Source organism: Blastococcus saxobsidens (genome assembly GCF_002938435.1).
Lineage (GTDB): Bacteria > Actinomycetota > Actinomycetes > Mycobacteriales > Geodermatophilaceae > Blastococcus > Blastococcus saxobsidens.
Window position 1 is genome coordinate 166,173 of sequence record NZ_POQT01000002.1, and the last position, 19,013, is coordinate 185,185.

Genomic DNA, 19,013 nt, shown 5'->3' on the forward strand with positions numbered 1-19,013 from the left:
GAATCGTTCCCATAACGCACGGTGGGTGGACAGCCGCACGCCCGCGCAATGCTCACGGGGGGTCTGCGATGCATCCACGGTGCGGATGTCAGCGCCGGAGGCCAATGTGCGAGAATGATTCCCATGACCTTTCGCACCACACGCTGGACCACGCTCGCTGCCGGGTCCGCCACCACGTTGCTGATTGCCGGTTGCGGCGCTGGGAGCGCCGACGAGACCGACACCGCCGCTGAGGGCAATGGCTTGACCGTCCTCGCCGGCTTCTACCCGCTGGAGTGGGCCGCCAGCCGCGTGGGCGGTGACCTGGCCTCGGTCTCCTCGTTGACCCCGCCCGGCGCCGAGGCACACGATCTCGAACTGACCCCGCAAGACGTCGCGGCCGTGTCCGAGGCGGATCTGCTCGTCTACATCGAGGGCTTCCAACCGGCGATCGACCAGGCCGCGGAATCGGAGGCCGGCGACTCGGCCTGGGAGGCCGGCCAGGCTGCGAACCTGACGCTGACGGCCGAGGATGAGGGACATAGCGAGGAAGAGGAAGGACACTCCGACGACGAGGCCGACTCCGGGGAGGAAGCCCACGCCGACGAGGAGATTGTCGACCCGCACTTCTGGCTCGACCCCACGCGACTGGCCGACGTCGGCGATGCCCTGGCCGAGCGGATGGCCGAACTGGACCCGGACAACGCGGCCACCTTCGAGGAGAACGCGGCAGCCATGCGCGCCGACCTCGAGGAGCTCGACGGCGAGATGCAGGAGGCGCTGGCCGACTGCTCGGTGGACACCCTGGTTACCTCGCACGATGCCTTCGGGTACCTCGGCGACCGCTACGGGTTCGAGGTCGTCGGCATCAGCGGGCTGGAGCCGTCAGAGGAGCCCAGCCCCGCAGGTCTCGCCGAGATCGCCGAACTGGTCGGGGAGCGAGGCGTGACGACGGTCTACACCGAGACGCTCGTGGACCCGGCCGTGGCGGAGACGGTGGCCAGCGAGGCCGGGGTCGAGACCGCGGTGCTCGACCCGATCGAGGGAATCACGGACGAGTCAGCTGGTGACGACTACCTCCAGGTGATGCGCGCCAACCTCGAGACGCTGCAGCAGGGCCAGTCCTGCGCATGAGTCCAGGCGTTGCCCCGGAGCCGGATCGCCAGATGGCGATCCGGCTCCGGGGCGCGAGCATCGGCTACGGCGACGTGCCGATCTTGCGGGATGCCGATCTGACGGTGCAGCGCGGCGAGGCGGTCGCCGTGCTGGGCTCCAACGGATCAGGCAAGACGACCCTGGTCCGGGGTGTGCTGGGACTGGCGAGCGTGCTGAGCGGCGTCGTCGAGGTGCTCGGTCACCCGGTCGGACACCGCGGGGAGCGGGGGCGGGTCGGCTACGTGCCGCAACGGCACACCGTGAGCGGCGCGGTCCCGGCGACCGTGCGCGAGGTCGTCGGCGTGGGCCGACTCGCGCGGCTGGGACTGTTCGGCAGACCCCGGGCCGCCGACCGCGCCGCAGTGATTGACGCCGTGGCCGCCGTCGGCTTGACCGACCGGCTCAAGGATCCGGTGGCTGCCCTCTCCGGGGGCCAGCAGCGCAGGGTGCTGGTGGCACGGGCCCTGGCTGCCGAGCCCGATCTGCTGATCATGGACGAGCCCATGGCCGGCGTCGACACCGCGAGCCAGGAGACCCTCGCCCGCGTGCTCGCCGCCGTCTCCGCCGGAGGCACGACACTGGTTGTCGTGACCCACGAGATCGGCGCACTATCCGGCGTCCTAACACGGGCAGTCGTGGCAGACCACGGCAGCATCGCCTACGACGGCCCCCTCGCCGGAGCCCTGCCCTTCTCCACCGACGGCCACCACCACCGTGACGATCAGCCGATGCCCGGCGGACCCGGTCCCGGACTCGACCAGGTCCACCTGGCCCGCTCGCCCCATCGCGCGGCGGGAGGTCGCTGACGTGGAGATCCTGGACTACGGCTTCATGCAGCGGGCGCTGCTCGCCTCCCTGATGGTCGGCCTGGTCGCCCCGGCGGTGGGGATCTTCCTGGTGCAGCGACGGCTGTCCCTCTTGGGTGACGGCCTGGGCCACGTGGCGCTAACCGGTGTGGCGGTCGGTGTCCTGACCTCGACCGCGCCGGTCGGCACGGCGCTCATCGCGGCCGTACTCGGTGCAGTGCTGATCGAGCTGGTCCGGGCGCGCGGCCGGACCAGCGGGGACGTCGCTCTTGCCGTCCTCTTCTACGGGGGCATCGCGGGCGGCGTCGTCCTGCTCAGCCTCGCACCGCGCGGGCAGGCGACCAACCTCGACGCCTACCTGTTCGGCGCCATCACGACCACGAGCACGGACGACGTCGCAACCTTCGCCGTGATCACGGCGATCGTCGTGACGGTCGTCTGGCTGCTCGGTCAGCGGCTCTACGCGGTCAGCGACGATGAGGAGTACGCGCGCGCGGTGGGCCTGCCCGTGCTCGCTCTCAACACGGTGCTCGCTGCGCTCGTCGCGGCCACCGTGGTGCTGTCCATGCGCGTGGTCGGCCTGCTGCTCATCAGCGCGCTCATGATCGTCCCGAGCGCGATCGCGCAGCTGCTGGCGCGGAGCTTCCGCCAGGCGCTCGTGCTGGCCTGCGGTCTCGGCCTGGTGGTGAGCGTCTCGGGCACGGCGGTGTCCTACTACACCAGCACCCCGTCAGGGGGCACCATCGTGCTGCTGGCCATCGCACTGTTCCTGCTGGTGACGGCAGCGGTGACCCTGCGGGACGTGACGGGTCACCGCCGGCATCGCCGGCGGGCCGTCATCCATGCCGCCCACCCGCACGACCACGGAGACGACTGCGGCCATCCGGCCGTCCTCCACGGCGACCACGTCGACTACGACCACGACGGCCACCTGCACGCGCCACACCCCACCGACGCGGGCGTGCACTATGACGAGCACGGCCGGCACGACATCACGGAGTCCCCGGCAGGAAGGAGCGGCACATGACGCAGACCCGGCCGGAGAACCCGCCCCGTCGGATCACCCGGCAGCGGAGCGCTCTGGAGGCACTGCTGGCCGAACTCGAAGACTTCCGCAGCGCCCAGGACCTGCACGCACTGCTGCGCGACCGAGGAGACGGCGTGGGGCTGGCGACGGTGTACCGCACCCTGCAGGCCCTCGTCGAGGAGGGGCAGGTCGACGTGCTCCGCGGCGACGACGGGGAGGCCTCCTACCGGAGCTGCTCCCCCGTGCACCACCATCACCTGGTGTGCCGGTCCTGCCGCCGCACGGTCGAGGTGGCCGATCCACCGCTGGAGCGCTGGGCCCAGCGCATCGCGGCCGAACACGGCTTCGCCGACGTCCATCACCAGCTCGAGGTGTACGGCACCTGCGGCGCCTGCGCGCCGTAGCGTCCCTCACGCTCCGCGGCGCGCGACCCTCGGTGGCCGGCCCAGGCCGGCGACCGCCTCCACGAGCGCCACAGGCAGGCCGACGTCCGGCTCGGCGGCCGGTTCCGGGCCTCCGGATCTGATCCAGTCGGCCAGCGCGTCGGCGCGGCCCTCCTCGTGCACGCCGGTGAGCCAGACGGTCAGGCCCGCCTGTCCGGTGGCGCCGTCCCGGTGGGCCACCCCGGCAACGGCTGCCAGGGCGCAGCTGCCGAGGCAGTCAGCGGTGACGAGGACGGCTCCTCGGGTGCTGCCGACGGCGCGTTGCAATTCCGCGACCCGGCCCTGCGTCCCGGCCAGGGCACGCAACGCCGAGCAACGCCGACCGAGGCAGACCATGACGAGCGGCCCGCCCGGATCGGCCCCGCCGGCCCTCGCACCTTCTTCTGCGCCCTTGCGGCCGCGGCGAGGATTCATCGGAGCATGCCCCGCTCGGCCGCCTTCTTCAGCCGCAGCGGGACGAGCACCGGCTTCCCGTCGATGATGACGCGGGTCAGCGGCACCGGCTTCGCCTTCCACTGCGCCCGGCGCGACCGGGTGTTGGCGCGGGAGGTCTTCCGCTTGGGGACGGCCATGGGTCAGCCCTTCCTCGGTCGCGGGGTCCGGGTGCCGTACCGCTGGTTGAACCGCTCGACCCGGCCGGCCGTGTCGAGGACCCGCTGGTTGCCGGTCCAGAACGGGTGCGAGGCGGCGGAGATGTCGACCACGACCAGCGGCAGCATCTCGCCGTCGAGCTCGATGGTCTGGTTCGTGACGACGGTGGAGCGGGTGCGGTACAGGGCGCCGCTGGCCGCGTCGCGGAAGACGACGGTGCGGTACTCGGGGTGGATGCCTTTGCGCATCAGCTGCGGTCCTCTCGAATGGTGGCGTGCGTGCTGTCCTCGTCGGCCGGGGAGCCCGCCTCGCACGGCTCCTCGTGCCAGGAGCCGAAGGGGTCGGGCAGCTCGGCCCAGGCGCTGGGTCCGAGGGCGTACTCCTCGTCGGTGAGCAACGCTGCGTCGAGCGCCGCAATGACCGCGCCGGGGGGCTGCCGGTGGACCAGGACGACGATCTCGACGTCCCGGTCGCCGTGCTCGGCGTCCCACCGGAGCGACGCGGCGACCTGCCGCTCGGGGTCCACGTCCGCCCAGCGCTGCGGATCGTCGCCGAAAGTGGCCAACCACGGGCCGGCATCGCCGAGGCGCAACCCGCCACCGGCCGATTCCAGCCAGAGGGCGGAGTCGTGCCGGCTGGCGAGCCAGAACCGCCCCCGGCTGCACACGACGCCCTCGAGCAGGACGTCGAGGGCGTCGTGCAGCCGCTCCGGGTGGAACGGCCGACGCGCACCGAAGCGGACCAGGCAGACCCCCGCGTCCTGACCCAGGGGCGGGGCACCGCGCAGCAGCGGCTCGTGGGCGGTGAAGCACCGGCTCCAGCCCGGCGCGGAACCGAGTCCCGCCAGCACCTCGGCCGGGCGCCAGGTGCCGAGGTCGGCACGCACGGCGTCGGGCACGAGGCGGTCCAGGACGGCGTCGAGACGAGCGGCCGACCACGCGTCGTCGGGGCGCCCGACGAGGAGCACGACGTCGGCCATCGCAACCTGACCGATGGCGACCTGGGCCAGGGTGCGTTCGTCGTCGGCGGTCGCCGCGAGCCTCCGGTCGGCCAGGACCGCGGCCCCGGTGGCGTCGTCCAGCCAGGCACGCGCGTCGACGGTCGCGATCACCGCCTCGACCTCGACGGAGGCGCCGACCGGCTCCTCCTGACCCGAGGCGCGCGCCCGCGGGGTGTCGTCGAGGAGGAGGTTGTCGATGGCCCAGCACAGGTGCTCGGGCTCCAGGGTCGGATCCAGCTGGAGCACGATCCGCGGGACGTCGTCGCGCTCGGCCAGGTCGGTCAGGAGCGGTAGCAGGTCGAGGCGCAGGGTGCAGCTGAGGCAGCCGTGCGCCAGCTCGACGGCGGCGCGTTCGGTCCGGACGCCGTCGTCGCCATGGAAGCGAACGGTTCGGACCGCGACGCCCTGGCTGAGCTCGCTGACGTCGTGATGCACCAGCACCGCACCGGGGAAGTCGCCGAGGACCGCGGTGGCGGCCCGCGCCACTGCCGCGCGGTCGACTCCGGCCACGAGGACGAGCGGTGTGCGGGGGAAGGAGTCGGTCATGACTGCCACCGTAACTCATAGTGGGAACCGTTCCCATGTAAGGTCGTCGGCGATACGACCCCGAGGAGGCAGACAGCGATGGCGACCTACTGCGAGGTCACCGGCCGCAGGTGGCCGGGCTTCGGCAAGGCGGTGAGCCATTCCCATCGGCGCACCAACCGGCGCTTCGATCCGAACCTGCAGCGCAAGAGGTACTTCCTGCCCGGGGAGAACCGCTGGATCCGGCTCACGGTCTCGGCCAAGGGCATCAAGACCATCGACGCCCGGGGCATCGAGGCCGTCGTCGCCCGGCTGCGCGCCACGGATCCCGACGTCCGTCGGCGGCTCAGCCCGGGAAGGAAGAACTGATGGCCCGCGGTACCGACATCCGGCCCATCGTGCGACTGAAGTCCACGGCCGGGACCGGCTACACCTACGTCACCCGCAAGAACCGGCGCAACGACCCCGACAGGCTCGTGCTGAAGAAGTACGACCCGGTGATCCGCCGACACGTCGAGTTCCGGGAGGAGCGCTGAAATGGCCAAGACCTCGAAGATCGTCCGTGACCAGCAGCGCCGCGAGGTGGTCGCGCGCTATGCCGACCGCCGTGCACAGCTGAAAGAGGCCGTGCGCACCGCGGCTACTCCGGAGGAGAGAACCGCGGCGCAGGCCGCGCTGCAGAGGCTGCCGCGCGACGCCAGCCCGACCCGGCTGCGCAACCGCGACGTTGCCGACGGCCGCCCGCGCGGCCACTTGCGGAAGCTCGGCCTCTCCCGCGTGCGATTCCGGCAGATGGCGCACAACGGCGAGCTGCCCGGCATCCGGAAGTCCAGCTGGTGAGCGCTCCCCGTCCGCCTCGCCCGCGGCGGAAACGCCGGCTGGACGGGCCGTTCAGCTACCACGACCTGGCGACGCTGCGGAGCTTCGTCTCCGACCGCGGCAAGATCCGGTCGCGTCGGGTCACCGGCCTCGACCCGAAACAGCACCGCCAGGTGGCGCGGGCCATCAAGAACGCCCGCGAGATGGCGCTGCTCCCCTACCCCACCGCGGGCCGCTGACGGCGCGGGACGATGCCGCGACCGCGCTGATGCCCCGGCTCCCGATCGGGGCCTGGGGCATCAGCGCCCTTCCTCGTGACTCAGCGCTCCGTGCGGACCAGACTGGCGATCACGCCCAGCAGGATCAGCCCGAGCGCGGGTGCGGCGACCACCCACGGAGCCCGTTCCAGGTACACAGCCGTGTCGGCGAGCGTGCGACCCCACTCCGGCGACTCGGGTCCGGCACCGATACCGAGGAAGCTCAGCCCGGCCAGCGCCAGCGCGACCGCGGGGAGGCGGGTCAGCGCGTGCCGGAGCACCGGCGGGCCGACCACCGGCAGCAGGTGCGCGCGCACCAGGTACCAGCGCCCGGCACCGGAGGTCTGTGCCGCGGCGTAGAAGCCGGAGGCGCGGGCCTCGGCGGCCAGGGACCGGGCATGCACCGCCAGCGGGATCCAGGCGACCAGGCAGACCGCCACGAGGGCGCTCCCCAGTCCCGGTCCGGCCACCGCCGCCACCACGATTCCCACGACCACGGCAGGCAGCGCGTTGAGGACGTCCGCCAGACCGGCTCGCGCACTGTGGGCGCGCAATCCCACCAGCAATCCGACCGCCAGCACCACGGCGCTCACCGCCAGGGCCGGTCCCACCGACAGCAGCGCGCCGTGCCCGAAGCGGGCGAGCACGTCGCGCCCCAGCGGATCGGCGCCCAGCGGATGGGCCCAGGAGGGCGGGGCCAGCCGCTTTCCTGGATCCTGCGCCGTCGGGTCGCGCAGCAGGCCGGCCAGGATGACGGCTCCCAGCACGGCGGCCACCCCCGCGGCCCAGCGGCCCGCCTGGGGCGCGGGCGGGGACGCCTCCGGTGTCAGGCCGGCGCCGGCCAGGGCGGGACCGACCAGCAGGCGGTGCAGTCCGATGCCGCCGCCGCCGATCAGCAGGCCGAGCCCCACCAGGAGCGCCACGGCCGCCTGTACGACCGGGACGTCCTGCGCCAGCGCCGCCTTCAGCGAGATGCCGCCGAGCCCGGGGATGTCGAAGACCGCCTCGATGACGACCGCCGCGCCCAGGTTGCCGACGAGCAACAGCAGGAGCAGCGGCACCATGGCGGTCACCGCACGCCGCCCGACCTCGGCCATGACCACGCCTCGGCGCACCCCCGCCGCTCGCCAGGTGCGTACCCAGGCCTCGGCAGCGGTCGATTGCACCGCATCGCCCAGCACCCGGCCGAGCAGCCCGGCCGCCGGCAGTGCGAGGGCCAGCACCGGCAGCACCAGGTGCTCCGGACCAGCGAAGCCCGAGGTGGGCGCCAGCCGCAGGCCGATCGCGATGACCACGACGAGCAGCACGGCGAGCACGAACTCCGGCAGCGCGGCGAGGGCACCGGCTGCGACGCTGGCCAACCGACCACCATCAGTACGGCCGTCGGCCGCCCGCCGGAGCGCGGGCACGGCCAGCAGCACCGCCATGACGAGCGCGGCCAGAGCCGCCGTGCCCGCGAGTGTCAGCGAGATGCCGAAGGCGGGCAGCAGGGTCTCGGCCACGGGCCGGCCGCTGACCCAGGAGCGCCCCAGGTCGCCCCGGGCCAGCCCGCCGACCCACTGCAGCGTTCCGGTCACCGGGTCGGCGGGCAGGTCCAGCTGCGCACGGATCGCCGCCAGGGTGGCGGGGTCGGGGTTGCGATCGGTCTCCCGGGCGCGCAGCACCGAGAGGGCTATGTCCCGCCCGGACAGCCACGGCAGCGCCCCGACCAGCAGGGCCGTTCCGGTCACCGCTGCCACACCGGTCAGCAGCCCGCGCACCCCGGGCAGGCGCCCGATCCGCCGAGGTCGGCGCCGCGAGCGGCGCGGGCCGGGCTCGACGGGCACGGCCGAAGCGTGCCCGTCGAGCTCGGTACCCAGCAGAGCCGGTGAGCTCCACGCCCTCATGGCGAGCGGTGCACCGCCGACCGCGCGACCACGCGACCCGAACGGGCGCTCACCGCTGCACCGCGGTCTCGATCGTGACCAGCTGCCGTTCGAACGGGTCGCTGCCCAGACCGCTCACGCCGGGGAGCACGCCGATCCGGCTGCGCTCGTGCAGCAGCGGAACGAACGCGCCGGTGCCCAGCACCTGGGCCTCGATCTCGACGGCGGCGACGCGCCGCTCCACGGGGTCGACGAGCTGGGCGGCCGCCGCGACGGCCGCGTCGATCGCCGGGTCGCAGAGCCGGGCCAGGTTGTAGCTTCCCTCGCAGGTGAGGTCGGACTCGAAGTACCCGACCGGGTCACCGGTGTCGCCCAGGTAGAGCCGGCTGGCCAGCACCGCGTCGAAGGCGCCGGCCAGCAGGTCCGGCTCCAGGGTGGCGTACTCCTGGACGACGAGCTCCACGGTGAACCCGGCCGAGCGCAGCTGGTCCACGACCACCGCCGCCGCCTCCGGCAGCTCGGGCCGGTCGTTCCAGGTGGCCAGCCGGATGGTCGCGCCGGCCGGGTCGCCAACGGGGGCCCGCGTCACCTCGGGCCGCTCGTCGCCACCGAGCACCCCCTCGGACAGGAAGCCCTCGGCGAGGTCGACCTGCCCCTCGTAGATCTGCTCGACGACCGGACGCGGGTCCACGGCCTCGATGGCGGCAGACCGGAGCGCGGCGTCGACGAACGGACCCTCGGCGGTGTTGAGGAACAAGCCGGTCAGCCGCGGCAGCGGCACCGAGATCACCTGGTCCTCATCGAGCGCGGAGAGCTGGGCGATCGGGATGTTCTGCGCGACGTCGACCTCCTCGGCCCGCAGTGCGTTGGTCCGGGTCTCGGCGTCGGAGACGAAGCGGACGTCGACGCCGGACAGGGCCGGCTTCCCGGCCCAGTGCTCGGCGAACGCGTCGAGCGTGGCGCCGGACTCGCCGTTGACCTCGGTGATCTCGAACGGCCCTGTGCCGGTGCCGACGGGGTCGGGAGCGGCCGGGTCCGCGTAGGCCGCCGGGGAGAGGATGACGAGCGCGGACGAGCCCAGCCGCTGCACCAGGAGCGGATCGGGCTCGGCGGCCTGCAGCTCCACGGTGTCCTCGTCGACAGCGCGCGCGGTCAGCCCGATGCCGCTGACCGACCGGGGCGCGGGGTCGATGTCGGCCGCGGCGGTGAGCGCGCCGGCCACGGCCTCGGCGTCCATCGGGCTGCCGTCGTGGAAGGTGACGCCCTCGCGCAGCTCGAGGGCGACGGTGCGGTCGTCGGTGAACTCCCACGACTCGGCCAGGTTCGGCTGCGCCGCCCCCGACTCGTCGAAGACCACCAGGGTCTCGGCGACCCCCATCCGGCTGATCAGCACGCTGTCGTCGGAGAACGGGGAGAGCGCTGCGACGGGCGGGAAGGCCAGGGCCAACCGCAGCCGGTCGCCGTCGGCCGCACCTGTGGGTCCGCCGGAGGAGCCTCCGGAGAAGCAGCCGGTCAGCAGGACCGTGGCGGAGGCCAACCCGAGGGCAGCGGTGCTGCGGCGGGTGGGGAGCGGGGACATCGGAAGTACCTCGTTTCCATTCGAACCGGCCCGCGGACAGCGGGCCGGAGGTCATCGGTCGGGCGACGTGCCGTCGACGTCGGCGGTCACGGCCGCCGGCACCGGGTCGGCCGGCCGAGTGGGGGCGGACCCGTCGGCGCGGGGCAGCCGCCGGGTGAGCAGCCACAGCGCCCCGGCTGACAGCGCGGGGAGCGCACCGAGTGCGAGCCATGGCACGGCCGCTCCCGGCGACGGAACGTAGGCGGCGTCGAGCAGCGCCCCGGCCGCGGTGCTGCCGACCAGCACGGCCAGTCCTCCGACTGAGGCGAGGACGCCGAAGTGCGCGCCGAGCCGCCGTTCGCCGGCCAACCGGGGCACCAGGTCCTGCGCTACCGGAACGGCAAGCATCTGCCCGGTGTAGAGCAGCACGACCATGCCGACCGCCGGGGCCAGCGCCCACGGCCCCGGCAGCGGCGGCAGGGGCGCGACGGCGGCGACCAGCAGGAAGGCGGCAGACATGAGGGCGAAGCCGGCCGGCAGTGCGCGGCGGGGGCCGGCTCGCCGGGCGAGGGCGGTGACCGGCAGCTGACAGACCAGCACCAGGACGGCGGCGAGCACGAACAGCCACCCCAGCGCGCCCTGACCGCCGGTGGCACGGGTCAGCTCGACCGGTAGTGCCAGGTAGAGCTGGTTGTAGCTGACCAGGTAGGTGCAGTAGCAGGCGGCGAAGGCCAGGAAGACCCGATTGCGCAGTACCTGGCGCCAGCCGGCCAGCACCGACTCCTCCCCGCTGCCCTCGGTGCGCAACCCCGACGGTAGCCAGCGCAGGTGGGCCAGCAGAACGGCGAGGAAGACCGCCGCCCCGATGGCGCACGTGACGGCGAACGGAGCGGGAAGCAGCAGCGCGCCTAGGGCCGGGCCGGCAAGGGCACCAATCATGCTCGCCACCGCGTCGAGGCCGAAGACCTCGACCCGTGAGGCGATGCCGTCCCGCTCCAGGCCCCGGCCGACGTCGGCGATCGCCGACTCGACCGCCGGAGAGAACAGCGCGGCCGCGAAGCCGGTCATGACGGCGCCCGCGAGGACCCCGGCCACCGACGTGGCCAGGCCGAGGACCAGGAAGCCCGCGATCCGGATGACGCAGCCGAGCACGATCATCGGCTTGATGCCGAAGCGGTCCGCCAGCCCGCCGCCGAGGACGAACAGTCCCTGCTGGCTGAACGTCCGGGCGCCGAGGACGAGCCCCACCAGGGCCCCGGTGAAGGCGAGGTCCTCCGTCAGCCGCACCACGAGGAACGGCACGACGAGGTAGAACCCGAGGTGGAAGGCCAGCTGCGAGAGCAGCAGCAGCCGCGGGACCACGGGCAGCCGCAGGAACAGAGCCAGGGGCGGCCACCGCCGGAGGAGTGCGCTCACGGCAGCGCCAGCCGAGGCACGGCGCCGACCAGCGTGGCGGCGGCCGGGCTCGCCGGTGCAGTGAGCACCTGCTCGACGCTGCCCTGCTCGACGCAGGCGCCACCGGCGAGTACCAGAACTCGCTGGCACAGGTGCGCGACGACGCCCAGGTCGTGGGTGACGAACACCATCGCCAGGCCCTCGTCGGCCGACAGCCGCTGCAGCAGCCGCAGCACCTGCAGCCGAACGACGACGTCCAGGGCACTGACCGGCTCGTCGGCGATGACCACCTCGGGACGCGCGGCGAGGGCGCGGGCGATCGCGATCCGCTGCCGCTGTCCGCCGGAGAACTGGTGCGGGAGGCGGTCGGCCGCGTCGGGCTCGAGTCCGACGGCGACCAGCAGGTGCGCCACCCGTTCGGCGTGGTTTTCGGTGATCCCCAGACAGCGCAGCGGCTCTGCGACAGCGCGCCCCACGCGCATGCGCGGGTTGAGGGATCGAGACGGGTCCTGCGGGATCATCTGCACGCGTCGGCGGAACCAGTGCAGGCTTTGGGCCGGCCCGGGCGTCACCGTGCGCCCCCGGTAGCTGACCCGGCCGCCGTCGGCGCGCTCGAGCCCGAGCAGCAGCCGGGTGAGCGTCGTCTTGCCGGAGCCAGACTCCCCGACCACGCCCAGGCACTCCCCCGCCGCCAGCGTGAGGTCGACGCCCGTGAGGGCCGGGGGGCGGTGACGTCCGTACGAACGGCTGAGGCCGTGCGCGGCCAGGAGCGTCGTCTCTCCGGACGGATCGGGGCTCACGCGGCCACCAGCGAGGTCGCCCGGGCCGCCTCCACCAGGGCCCGCACGTAGGGCTCGGCCGCGGCGGTGAACACCTCGGCCGGCCGGCCGTCGGCCAGCAGCCGCCCGGCGCGCAGCACCAGGACGCGATCGCAGATCTGGGTCGCGACCGCCAGGTCGTGGGTGACCAGCAGCAGCGCGGTCCGGCGCTCGACGGTCGACCGGCTCAGGACATCGAGGACACCGGCCTGCACGGTGACGTCGAGGGCGGACGTCGGCTCGTCGGCAACCAGCAATCGCGGTCCGGCGCCCAGGGCCATCGCAATCGCCACCCGCTGCCGCTGACCGCCGGACAGCCGTGCGGGGTGACGGCGGGCGAGCTCCGCCGGATCGGGTAGGCGCACCTCCGCGAGCAGTTCGAGCGCACGGGCGCGGGCCGCCCGGCGGGAGAGTCCCTGGGCGCGGAGCGGCTCAGCGACCTGGCGGCCGACGCGGGACAGCGGGCTCAGTGAGGTGCCCGGGTCCTGCGCCACCAGAGCCATGCCCCGGCCGCGCAGCCGGTGCAGCCGGGACTCCGGGGTTCCCACCACCTCCGTCCCGTCGAACACGGCGCTGCCGGTGACCTGCACACCGCTGGGGGCCAGGCCCAGCAGCGCCGAGACGGTCAGCGTCTTGCCGGAGCCGGACTCACCGACGACCGCCACCCGCTCGCCGGGGCAAAGGCCGAAGGAGATCCCCTGCACGAGCGGACGCCCCGAGGCCGACACGGAGAGATCTCGGACCTCCAGCAGTCGATGGCCAATCGGGGCAGCCAGGGGGTCGAGAAGCACATCCTCACTCTAGTCGGAATGATTCTCGTTCTCCTCGGCGGGGCGGCCGGGCGCCCGCCACGCCGACTCGCGCAGCAGGCGCAGGCCGTTGAGGGCGACGAGGATCGTCGATCCCTCGTGTCCGGCCACACCCAGCGGCAGGGGCAGCGTGCCGACCAGGCCCCAGAGGACCAGTACGCCGATCAGCGTTCCGGCGATCGCGAGGTTCTGCACCACCACCCGACGTGCGCGGCGGGACAGCGCGACGACCGCCGGCACGGCGGACAGGTCGTCGCGGACGACGATCACGTCGGCACTGTCGAGGGCCAGGTCCGACCCGATGCCGCCCATCGCCACCCCGACGTCGGCGCCGGCGAGGGCGGGGGCGTCGTTCACGCCGTCACCGACCAGCAGCACTCGGTGGCCGTCGGCCTGCAGCCGACGGACCGCGTCGACCTTGTCCTGGGGCAGCAGGCCGGCGCGGACCTTCCGCACGCCCACCTGCTCGGCCAGCGCCCACGCTGCCTGGCGGTTGTCACCGGTCAGCAGTACCGGCTCGCCCGGCAGAAGCCGACGCAGGGCATCGACGGCGTCGCGGGCCTCCGGCCGGACCCGGTCGGCCAGACCCAGCACTCCGGCGGGTTCGCCGGCGACGGTCACCACCACCGCTGTCCGACCCTGCGCACGCACCGCATCGACCAGGGCGTCGGACTCGGCGCCGCCTGTCGGCGCGCCCACGCGGACCGCCCGCCCGCCGACCGTGGCGACGACGCCGGAGCCGATCTCGGCCCGGAACGCTGTCGCCGTCGACAGTGACAGGCCCCGCTCACCGGCCGCGCGGACGATCGCCCGGCCGATCGGGTGCTCGCTGGCCGCCTCGGCGGACGCGGCCAGCCGCAGCACCTCCTCGACTGACGTGCCGCCGAGGGATCGCACCTCGACCACCGCAGGGTCGCCGTCGGTCAAGGTGCCGGTCTTGTCGAAGGCGGCGAGGTCGGCGCTGCCCAGCTGTTCCATGGCCACTGCTGAGCGGACCAGCACACCGTGCCGGCCGGCGTTGGCGATCGCCGACAGCAGCGGCGGCATGGTGGCGAGGACGATGGCGCACGGAGAGGCGACGATCATGAAGGTCATCGCCCGCAGCAGCGCGTCGTCGACCGCGGACCCGAACAGCAGTGGCACGGTGAAGACGAGGAGCGTGGCGACGACCACGCCCACGGAGTACCGCTGCTCGACGCGCTCGATGAAGAGCTGGGTCTTGGCCTTGGTCGCGCTCGCCTCCTCCACCAGGACACCGATGCGGGCGACCACCGACTCCCTCGGATCGCGCCCGACGCGCACCACCAGCACGCCGGTGCCGTTGGCCGTACTGGCGAAGACCTCGTCCCCATGCCTCTTGTCCACCGGCAGCGGCTCGCCGGTGATCGAGGCCTGGTCGACGTCGGAGGCCCCGTCCACCACGACGCCGTCGGCCGGAAGCCGCTCCCCTGGGCGGACGATCACCAGATCACCCACCGAGAGACCGGTCACCGGCACCAGGCGCTCGTCGCCGGCCGGTCCCACCAGCGTCGCCTGCTCGGGCGCGAGCCGGCTCAGGACGCGGACTGCGTCGGCCGTGCGCCGGGTCGCGAACGCCTCGAGGGCACCGGAGCTGGCGAAGATGACGATCAGCAGTGCGCCGTCGAAGATCTGGCCGATCGCTGCTGCACCGATGGCGGCCACCACCATCAGCAGGTCGACGTCGAGGGTCCTCTCCCGCAGCGCCTGCAGGCCGGCCAGCGCCGGTCCCCATCCGCCGGCGGCGTAGCAGGCCAGGTACAGCGCCCAGTACAGCGGCGCCGGCGCCCCGACGAGGTGCGCGAGGCCGCCCGCGGCGAACAGCGCCGACGCCAGCGCCGCCCAGCGCACCTCCGGCAGCGACCCCGCCGCCGCCAGCGCTGCCCAGCGCCGTTCCGTGCGCCCGGACCACCGCGGCTGCACGATCCCTGGCCGCCCCGGCCCGGTCTCCTGCCGTGACAACGGGGAGGGTGGGGAGACGAGGTGAACGGGCGGGACGGGAGCGGACCGTGATGAAGACACGGCGAGGACCATACCTGCGCAGATGCGCAGATGTTCAGTTGACGTCAGCCGGTACGATTCGGCCGTGGTGCACCGCGGAATCGAGCACTTCGACATGCCGGAACCGGCCGCCGTCCGGCGGGCTGCCGAGGCGCTGCGCATGCTCGGCGACCCCACCCGCGTGAACATCCTCTGGGCCCTGATGCAGGGCGAGACGTCGGTCGCCTGCCTGGCCGAGCTCGCCGGCACCTCCGCCACGGCGGTCAGTCAGCACCTGTCCAAGCTGCGGCTCGCCGGCCTAGTCACCAACCGCCGCGAGGGCGCCTTCGTGATCTACGCCCTCGCCGACGAGCACGTGCGGACCCTGCTCCGCCAGGCCCTGACGCACGCGGACTGCCCGGGCGGGCACCGGACCCCCGCCGCCGCGGAAGCGGCGCCCGCCACCGGCTGACCGCGCACTGGACTAATAATTTTCGTTCGACCGTAACTTTCGAGAACGGTTCTCGTTCTCTCGGTTGATGCCGCCTTCCCGCGTCATCGACATCGGCCCGGACCGTTGAGCCCGGGCCACGACCGAGAGGAATGCCATGAAGCACACCCTTGCCCGCACCGCTGTGCTCGTCGCGAGCGCCGCCACCGCGCTGACCGTCTCCGCCGGCACCGCTGCGGCCTCCGCCTGCGAAGACCAGGTCGCCGAGACGCTGCACACGTTGCACGAGACCACCGGCGACCCGGCTGGTGTGCTGCACGAGGTCGAGGAGACCTACTGCTCGGTCGGCTGACGAGACGGGACCGAGGGCCACCGGAGGGGTCGCCCTCGGTCTTGTCCCCAGTGATCATCGCCCGCACCGCAGCAGAGGAGCTCCGTGAGCATGTCCGCCGTCCGTTCCGCCGCCTTGCTCGGCATCGTGGCGCTGTTGTCGGCGGCGACCGTGACGCTCGCCGGTCCCCTCGGCGCCGCGCCCGGCTGCGCCCAGGTGATCCAGGGGACGGCGGGCACATGGACCGTCCGGTCGGCGCCGGCCTTCCCCGCCGGTGACCCGGTGTTGGTCGGGCACGCTGTCGACTCCCGCCAGCCGCTGCGGCAGTACGCGACCAACGGCGTCTCGGTCCTGGCCACCGACGACGGCTGCGCCTGGGCGGAGACGTTCCGCCTGCCCGAGGCCCCGTCCCCCGAGCTGCCGGCCTCATCGGTGACCGACCGCATCCTCGAGGTCGTGGTGCACCCGCGGGCACAGGGCCGCATCTGGCTCGTCGTCGCCGTCGGCCAGACCGTCGCCGAGCGGCTCCGGTTCAACCGGATCGGCCCCAGCTTCCCGCTGAGCCCGGCGGCCGACGAGAACCGGGACGGCACCCAGACGCTAGTGCTCTCCAGCACCGACGCCGGAGCCTCCTGGACGGCGATGAGCGGTCCGCCGCTGCCCGGGGCGCCCGGTCGGCTGGCTCCCGCGCCTACCTCCCCGGGGGTGCTCTACCTGCCCACGTTCTCCGGGCTGTGGGGCAGCTTCGACGGCGGCCGCACCTGGACACCTCGCCCGCCGGCGGCGACCGCACCCGGGCAGGGGCAGCGGCCGTTGGACGCCGTCACCGCGCCGACCACCAACCGGGTGACCGTGGACCCGACGGCGGCGTCCACCCTCTACGGGCACAACAACACCAGTGTCCGCACCTCCGACGACGGCGGGGTGACCTGGTCGGCCTATCCGACACCGCCCGGCGGGTTCACCAGCGGGCCGTTCGTCGACCGCGGCCTCTCGGCCGAGCGCCGCATGGTGTTCGCGCGGCACCCGGACTCCACCTCACCCATCGAGTCGCTCTGGTTCTTCCGGTCGGCCACCGGCGCCTTCGAGGCCGTCCCGGTGGAGCCCGACACCATCGCCGGCGTGCCGTGGCGGGCCGTCTGGCACCCGGCCCGCGACGAGCTGGTCATGGCCACCTGGGACCGCAACTCCGCCGCGGGCTTCCCGGAGGTGTCGCTCTACCGGCTGGACTCCCGCGGCACGGTGGAGGAGATCAACGAGCTCGATCTGCCCCCGGTGTGGGGCCTCGACGTCGATGACTACGGCACCTACCACCTGCACACCAGCAGCGAGATCGTCTCCCTTCAGACATCCGCGGTGGCGGGTGCGGCCGGGCTGGACCAGGGCCAGCCGCAGATCGAGATGGACCCGTTCTCCTACCAGCCACCGCCCCCGCCCCTTCCGGCCACGCTCTCCGGTCCGGCGGCCGTCGAGCTGGACCCCGGAGAGACCACCACGCTGACCTGGACCCTCGACCTGCCCCGGCGACCCACGCCGCTGGACACCTACTTCCTCATCGACACCTCCAACAGCTTCGAGCCCGACATCCAGGCGCTGGCCGACGGCATGGCCGACGTCGTGCGCAGCCTGACCGACGCCGGCATCGACGCCCACGTCGGCATCGGCGAGCTGGGCACCCGCGAGGCCCGCCGCTACACCCGGTTCGCCGACATCGCCCCGCCCGGCACCGAGCTGCAACGCGGCTTCGAACGGCTGCGCACCGGCGGCGGCTACGAGTCCCACCTCATCGCGCTGCACCAGACCGCCACCGGCTCGGGCGTCGAGGGCACCAGCGGCCCCGCCGTGGCTCCGGGCCAGGACCCCACCTGGCGCACCGATTCGCTGCGCACCCTCGTCGTCATCACCGATGTCCAGTACATCGACGAGGACGACCCCGAGGCACCGTCCCGCCGGGAGGTCTACGACGCCCTTGCCGCCCGCGACGTCCGGGCCATCGGGCTCGAGGTCGTCCGGGAGGGCGGCGACGACGGCGTGCCCGGCAGCTACGCGGCGGTCGAGGCCGCCGACGCCGCCTCGACGACCGCACCTACCCCGGCACGCGCCGATCTGGAGGAGCTCGCCGGGGCCACCGGTTCCTTCGCCCCGCCCGGCGGCGTCGACTGCCGGAACAACGGGACCACCGAGATCGGCGCCGGCGACCCCATGGTCTGCACCACCACAGCAGTGCAGGCCGCCCGCATCTCCACCCTCGCCGACGTCCTCACCCGCGTCCTGCTCGCCCAGGTCGACGAGCGACCGGTCGCCCTCAGCGCCCGAGGCGACGTCACGGTCACGCCGGTCTCCCCCGACGGGTGGCGGCACCAGTCCGTGGACGTGAAACGGAACCAGACCCTCACGTTCACTGCCGAGGTCAGCTGCGACGACAGCCAAGCCGGACGGGCACTCCCCCTCGGGGTCGACGCCCTCGTCGGGGAGGAGGGGATCGCCTCGGCCACCACGCAGGTCCAGTGCGGCCCGGCGGTGCCCGCATCCGCTGTCGCCGCCGGCGGCGAACCCGCGGCGGCCGAACCGGCACCCGCTCCGGTCGCCGCCGACCCCGCCACCGCCCCGCCTCCCACGGGCCCCCAGGCTGCCCTCGCCCCACCGGTCGTCCCGCCCGTCGTCCCGGTTCCGGTCGGCGGAACCGCGACAGCACCCGGATCCGCGCCAGGGACGGCGCCCGGCAACGCTCCCGGGACGGCCCCGGGGACTACCCCCGGCACTGCGGGGGCACCGGCGGCCGGTGCCGCCACCGCGCTGTCCCCGGGGGGCGCCGCGCAAGCGGCCCCGGCCGGGGCCGTCGCGGGACAGCACCAGGAGGACAGCCCCGCCCTCGCGCACGCGTCCCTGCAGATGACCGGCCGGCACCGCGAACCGGCCACGACGCCGCCCTGGACGCTGCTCGCCGCCGGGGTGCTGAGCGCTGCCGCCGCGGGCCGGCTCCGGGCCCTGCGCACACGACCCATCCCCCGCACGGCGAGGAGCCGGAACAGATGACCGACACCCTGACCCAGACCGCCCCGGACACGGACGGCCGGGCGGCGGCACACCGATCCGGACGGCGTGCCGCCCGCGGCGGACGTCGGACAGCACGGCAGTCCCCGGCCCGCCCCCGCGCGAGCCTGCCGCGTCCCTCACCCCGCGGCT

Annotated in this window: 21 protein-coding genes; 11 read left to right on the forward strand and 10 right to left on the reverse strand. The window is 73.8% G+C overall.

All coding sequences use genetic code 11. From position 1 onward, the window contains the following. The first annotated feature begins 21 nt into the window (after positions 1-21). Genes C5507_RS02095 through C5507_RS02110 form a run of 4 tightly spaced genes read left to right on the forward strand, consistent with a single transcriptional unit; the run spans position 22 to position 3,371 of the window. The gene (locus C5507_RS02095; RefSeq protein WP_242611210.1) at positions 22-1,113 is read left to right on the forward strand and encodes a metal ABC transporter substrate-binding protein; all 1,092 of its coding nucleotides are present in this window, start codon (positions 22-24) and stop codon (positions 1,111-1,113) included. 32 nt (positions 1,114-1,145) lie between these two features. Continuing rightward, a complete protein-coding gene (locus C5507_RS02100) occupies positions 1,146-1,940 on the forward strand; it encodes a metal ABC transporter ATP-binding protein (protein WP_104526875.1) in 795 nt (264 codons plus the stop codon). Between the two features lies 1 nt (position 1,941). After that, positions 1,942-2,967 (forward strand): metal ABC transporter permease, encoded by a 1,026-nt coding sequence (locus C5507_RS02105; protein WP_104526876.1) that lies wholly within the window; start codon positions 1,942-1,944, stop codon positions 2,965-2,967. Beyond that, on the forward strand, positions 2,964-3,371 hold the full coding sequence (locus C5507_RS02110; protein WP_104526877.1) for a Fur family transcriptional regulator: 408 nt from the start codon (positions 2,964-2,966) through the stop codon (positions 3,369-3,371). The genes C5507_RS02105 and C5507_RS02110 overlap by 4 nt, the downstream gene beginning before the upstream one ends. A 6-nt stretch (positions 3,372-3,377) precedes the next feature. Here the strand turns inward: C5507_RS02110 and C5507_RS22060 are convergent, their stop codons facing one another. The 4 genes from C5507_RS22060 to mrf are packed head-to-tail and all read right to left on the reverse strand — an operon-like array spanning position 3,378 to position 5,547. Then, the gene (locus C5507_RS22060) at positions 3,378-3,824 is read right to left on the reverse strand and encodes a hypothetical protein (RefSeq protein WP_130504277.1); all 447 of its coding nucleotides are present in this window, start codon (positions 3,822-3,824) and stop codon (positions 3,378-3,380) included. Beyond that, positions 3,821-3,982 carry a 50S ribosomal protein L32 gene (gene rpmF, locus C5507_RS02120; protein ID WP_104526879.1) on the reverse strand — a complete coding sequence of 54 codons (162 nt, stop codon included), beginning with the start codon at positions 3,980-3,982 and terminating at the stop codon, positions 3,821-3,823. Before rpmF ends, C5507_RS22060 begins: the two co-directional genes overlap by 4 nt. Before the next feature lie 3 nt (positions 3,983-3,985). Further along, positions 3,986-4,249 (reverse strand): type B 50S ribosomal protein L31, encoded by a 264-nt coding sequence (locus C5507_RS02125; protein ID WP_104526880.1) that lies wholly within the window; start codon positions 4,247-4,249, stop codon positions 3,986-3,988. Next, a complete protein-coding gene (mrf, locus tag C5507_RS02130) occupies positions 4,249-5,547 on the reverse strand; it encodes a ribosome hibernation factor-recruiting GTPase MRF (RefSeq protein WP_104526881.1) in 1,299 nt (432 codons plus the stop codon). The genes C5507_RS02125 and mrf overlap by 1 nt, the downstream gene beginning before the upstream one ends. Positions 5,548-5,625: 78 nt before the next feature. On the opposite strand from mrf, the gene rpmB reads away from it, so the two are divergent. The 4 genes from rpmB to rpsR are packed head-to-tail and all read left to right on the forward strand — an operon-like array spanning position 5,626 to position 6,584. Further along, complete coding sequence (gene rpmB, locus C5507_RS02135) at positions 5,626-5,895, forward strand: 50S ribosomal protein L28 (protein ID WP_104526882.1); 270 nt, start codon at positions 5,626-5,628, stop codon at positions 5,893-5,895. Beyond that, positions 5,895-6,062 carry a 50S ribosomal protein L33 gene (gene rpmG / locus C5507_RS02140; RefSeq protein WP_104526883.1) on the forward strand — a complete coding sequence of 56 codons (168 nt, stop codon included), beginning with the start codon at positions 5,895-5,897 and terminating at the stop codon, positions 6,060-6,062. Before rpmB ends, rpmG begins: the two co-directional genes overlap by 1 nt. 1 nt (position 6,063) lies before the next feature. Beyond that, positions 6,064-6,366, forward strand: a complete 303-nt coding sequence (gene rpsN / locus C5507_RS02145; RefSeq protein ID WP_104526884.1) for a 30S ribosomal protein S14 — start codon at positions 6,064-6,066, stop codon at positions 6,364-6,366. Further along, the gene (gene rpsR, locus C5507_RS02150) at positions 6,363-6,584 is read left to right on the forward strand and encodes a 30S ribosomal protein S18 (protein WP_423191796.1); all 222 of its coding nucleotides are present in this window, start codon (positions 6,363-6,365) and stop codon (positions 6,582-6,584) included. The genes rpsN and rpsR overlap by 4 nt, the downstream gene beginning before the upstream one ends. An 80-nt stretch (positions 6,585-6,664) precedes the next feature. Here rpsR and C5507_RS02155 read toward each other — a convergent pair whose 3' ends face one another. The 6 genes from C5507_RS02155 to C5507_RS02180 all read right to left on the reverse strand — a co-directional run bounded on the left by C5507_RS02155 (position 6,665) and on the right by C5507_RS02180 (position 14,988). After that, positions 6,665-8,428 carry an ABC transporter permease subunit gene (locus C5507_RS02155; RefSeq protein ID WP_207225859.1) on the reverse strand — a complete coding sequence of 588 codons (1,764 nt, stop codon included), beginning with the start codon at positions 8,426-8,428 and terminating at the stop codon, positions 6,665-6,667. A 109-nt stretch (positions 8,429-8,537) separates the two neighbouring features. Then, the gene (locus C5507_RS02160; protein ID WP_104526887.1) at positions 8,538-10,046 is read right to left on the reverse strand and encodes an ABC transporter substrate-binding protein; all 1,509 of its coding nucleotides are present in this window, start codon (positions 10,044-10,046) and stop codon (positions 8,538-8,540) included. A 51-nt stretch (positions 10,047-10,097) separates the two neighbouring features. After that, positions 10,098-11,441: an MFS transporter gene (locus tag C5507_RS02165; protein WP_104526888.1), complete on the reverse strand. Its 1,344-nt coding sequence runs from the start codon at positions 11,439-11,441 to the stop codon at positions 10,098-10,100. Then, positions 11,438-12,220, reverse strand: coding sequence for an ATP-binding cassette domain-containing protein (locus tag C5507_RS02170; protein WP_207225860.1), 783 nt, complete (start codon positions 12,218-12,220; stop codon positions 11,438-11,440). The genes C5507_RS02165 and C5507_RS02170 overlap by 4 nt, the downstream gene beginning before the upstream one ends. Next, positions 12,217-12,942, reverse strand: a complete 726-nt coding sequence (locus tag C5507_RS02175) for an ATP-binding cassette domain-containing protein (RefSeq protein WP_211295499.1) — start codon at positions 12,940-12,942, stop codon at positions 12,217-12,219. Before C5507_RS02175 ends, C5507_RS02170 begins: the two co-directional genes overlap by 4 nt. A 96-nt stretch (positions 12,943-13,038) precedes the next feature. Further along, complete coding sequence (locus tag C5507_RS02180; protein ID WP_278044326.1) at positions 13,039-14,988, reverse strand: heavy metal translocating P-type ATPase; 1,950 nt, start codon at positions 14,986-14,988, stop codon at positions 13,039-13,041. Positions 14,989-15,151: 163 nt separating this feature from the next. Here C5507_RS02180 and C5507_RS02185 point away from each other — a divergent pair, with 163 nt between their 5' ends. The 3 genes from C5507_RS02185 to C5507_RS02195 all read left to right on the forward strand — a co-directional run bounded on the left by C5507_RS02185 (position 15,152) and on the right by C5507_RS02195 (position 18,863). Further along, the gene (locus C5507_RS02185; protein WP_242611211.1) at positions 15,152-15,517 is read left to right on the forward strand and encodes an ArsR/SmtB family transcription factor; all 366 of its coding nucleotides are present in this window, start codon (positions 15,152-15,154) and stop codon (positions 15,515-15,517) included. A gap of 136 nt (positions 15,518-15,653) precedes the next feature. Beyond that, the gene (locus C5507_RS02190; RefSeq protein ID WP_104526890.1) at positions 15,654-15,848 is read left to right on the forward strand and encodes a hypothetical protein; all 195 of its coding nucleotides are present in this window, start codon (positions 15,654-15,656) and stop codon (positions 15,846-15,848) included. Between the two features lie 84 nt (positions 15,849-15,932). Then, a complete protein-coding gene (locus C5507_RS02195) occupies positions 15,933-18,863 on the forward strand; it encodes a sialidase family protein (RefSeq protein WP_130504278.1) in 2,931 nt (976 codons plus the stop codon). Positions 18,864-19,013 lie beyond the last annotated feature (150 nt).

Excerpts from the sequence above, each read along its gene's own strand:
- rpmB (WP_104526882.1), top strand. The coding sequence starts at position 5,626 with ATGGCGACCTACTGCGAGGTCACCGGCCGCAGGTGGCCGGGCTTCGGC.
- C5507_RS02160 (WP_104526887.1), bottom strand. The coding sequence starts at position 10,046 with ATGTCCCCGCTCCCCACCCGCCGCAGCACCGCTGCCCTCGGGTTGGCC.
- mrf (WP_104526881.1), bottom strand. The coding sequence starts at position 5,547 with ATGACCGACTCCTTCCCCCGCACACCGCTCGTCCTCGTGGCCGGAGTC.
- C5507_RS02110 (WP_104526877.1), top strand. The coding sequence starts at position 2,964 with ATGACGCAGACCCGGCCGGAGAACCCGCCCCGTCGGATCACCCGGCAG.
- C5507_RS02125 (WP_104526880.1), bottom strand. The coding sequence starts at position 4,249 with ATGCGCAAAGGCATCCACCCCGAGTACCGCACCGTCGTCTTCCGCGAC.
- rpmG (WP_104526883.1), top strand. The coding sequence starts at position 5,895 with ATGGCCCGCGGTACCGACATCCGGCCCATCGTGCGACTGAAGTCCACG.
- C5507_RS22060 (WP_130504277.1), bottom strand. The coding sequence starts at position 3,824 with ATGAATCCTCGCCGCGGCCGCAAGGGCGCAGAAGAAGGTGCGAGGGCC.
- C5507_RS02100 (WP_104526875.1), top strand. The coding sequence starts at position 1,146 with ATGGCGATCCGGCTCCGGGGCGCGAGCATCGGCTACGGCGACGTGCCG.
- rpmF (WP_104526879.1), bottom strand. The coding sequence starts at position 3,982 with ATGGCCGTCCCCAAGCGGAAGACCTCCCGCGCCAACACCCGGTCGCGC.
- rpsN (WP_104526884.1), top strand. The coding sequence starts at position 6,064 with ATGGCCAAGACCTCGAAGATCGTCCGTGACCAGCAGCGCCGCGAGGTG.
- C5507_RS02190 (WP_104526890.1), top strand. The coding sequence starts at position 15,654 with ATGAAGCACACCCTTGCCCGCACCGCTGTGCTCGTCGCGAGCGCCGCC.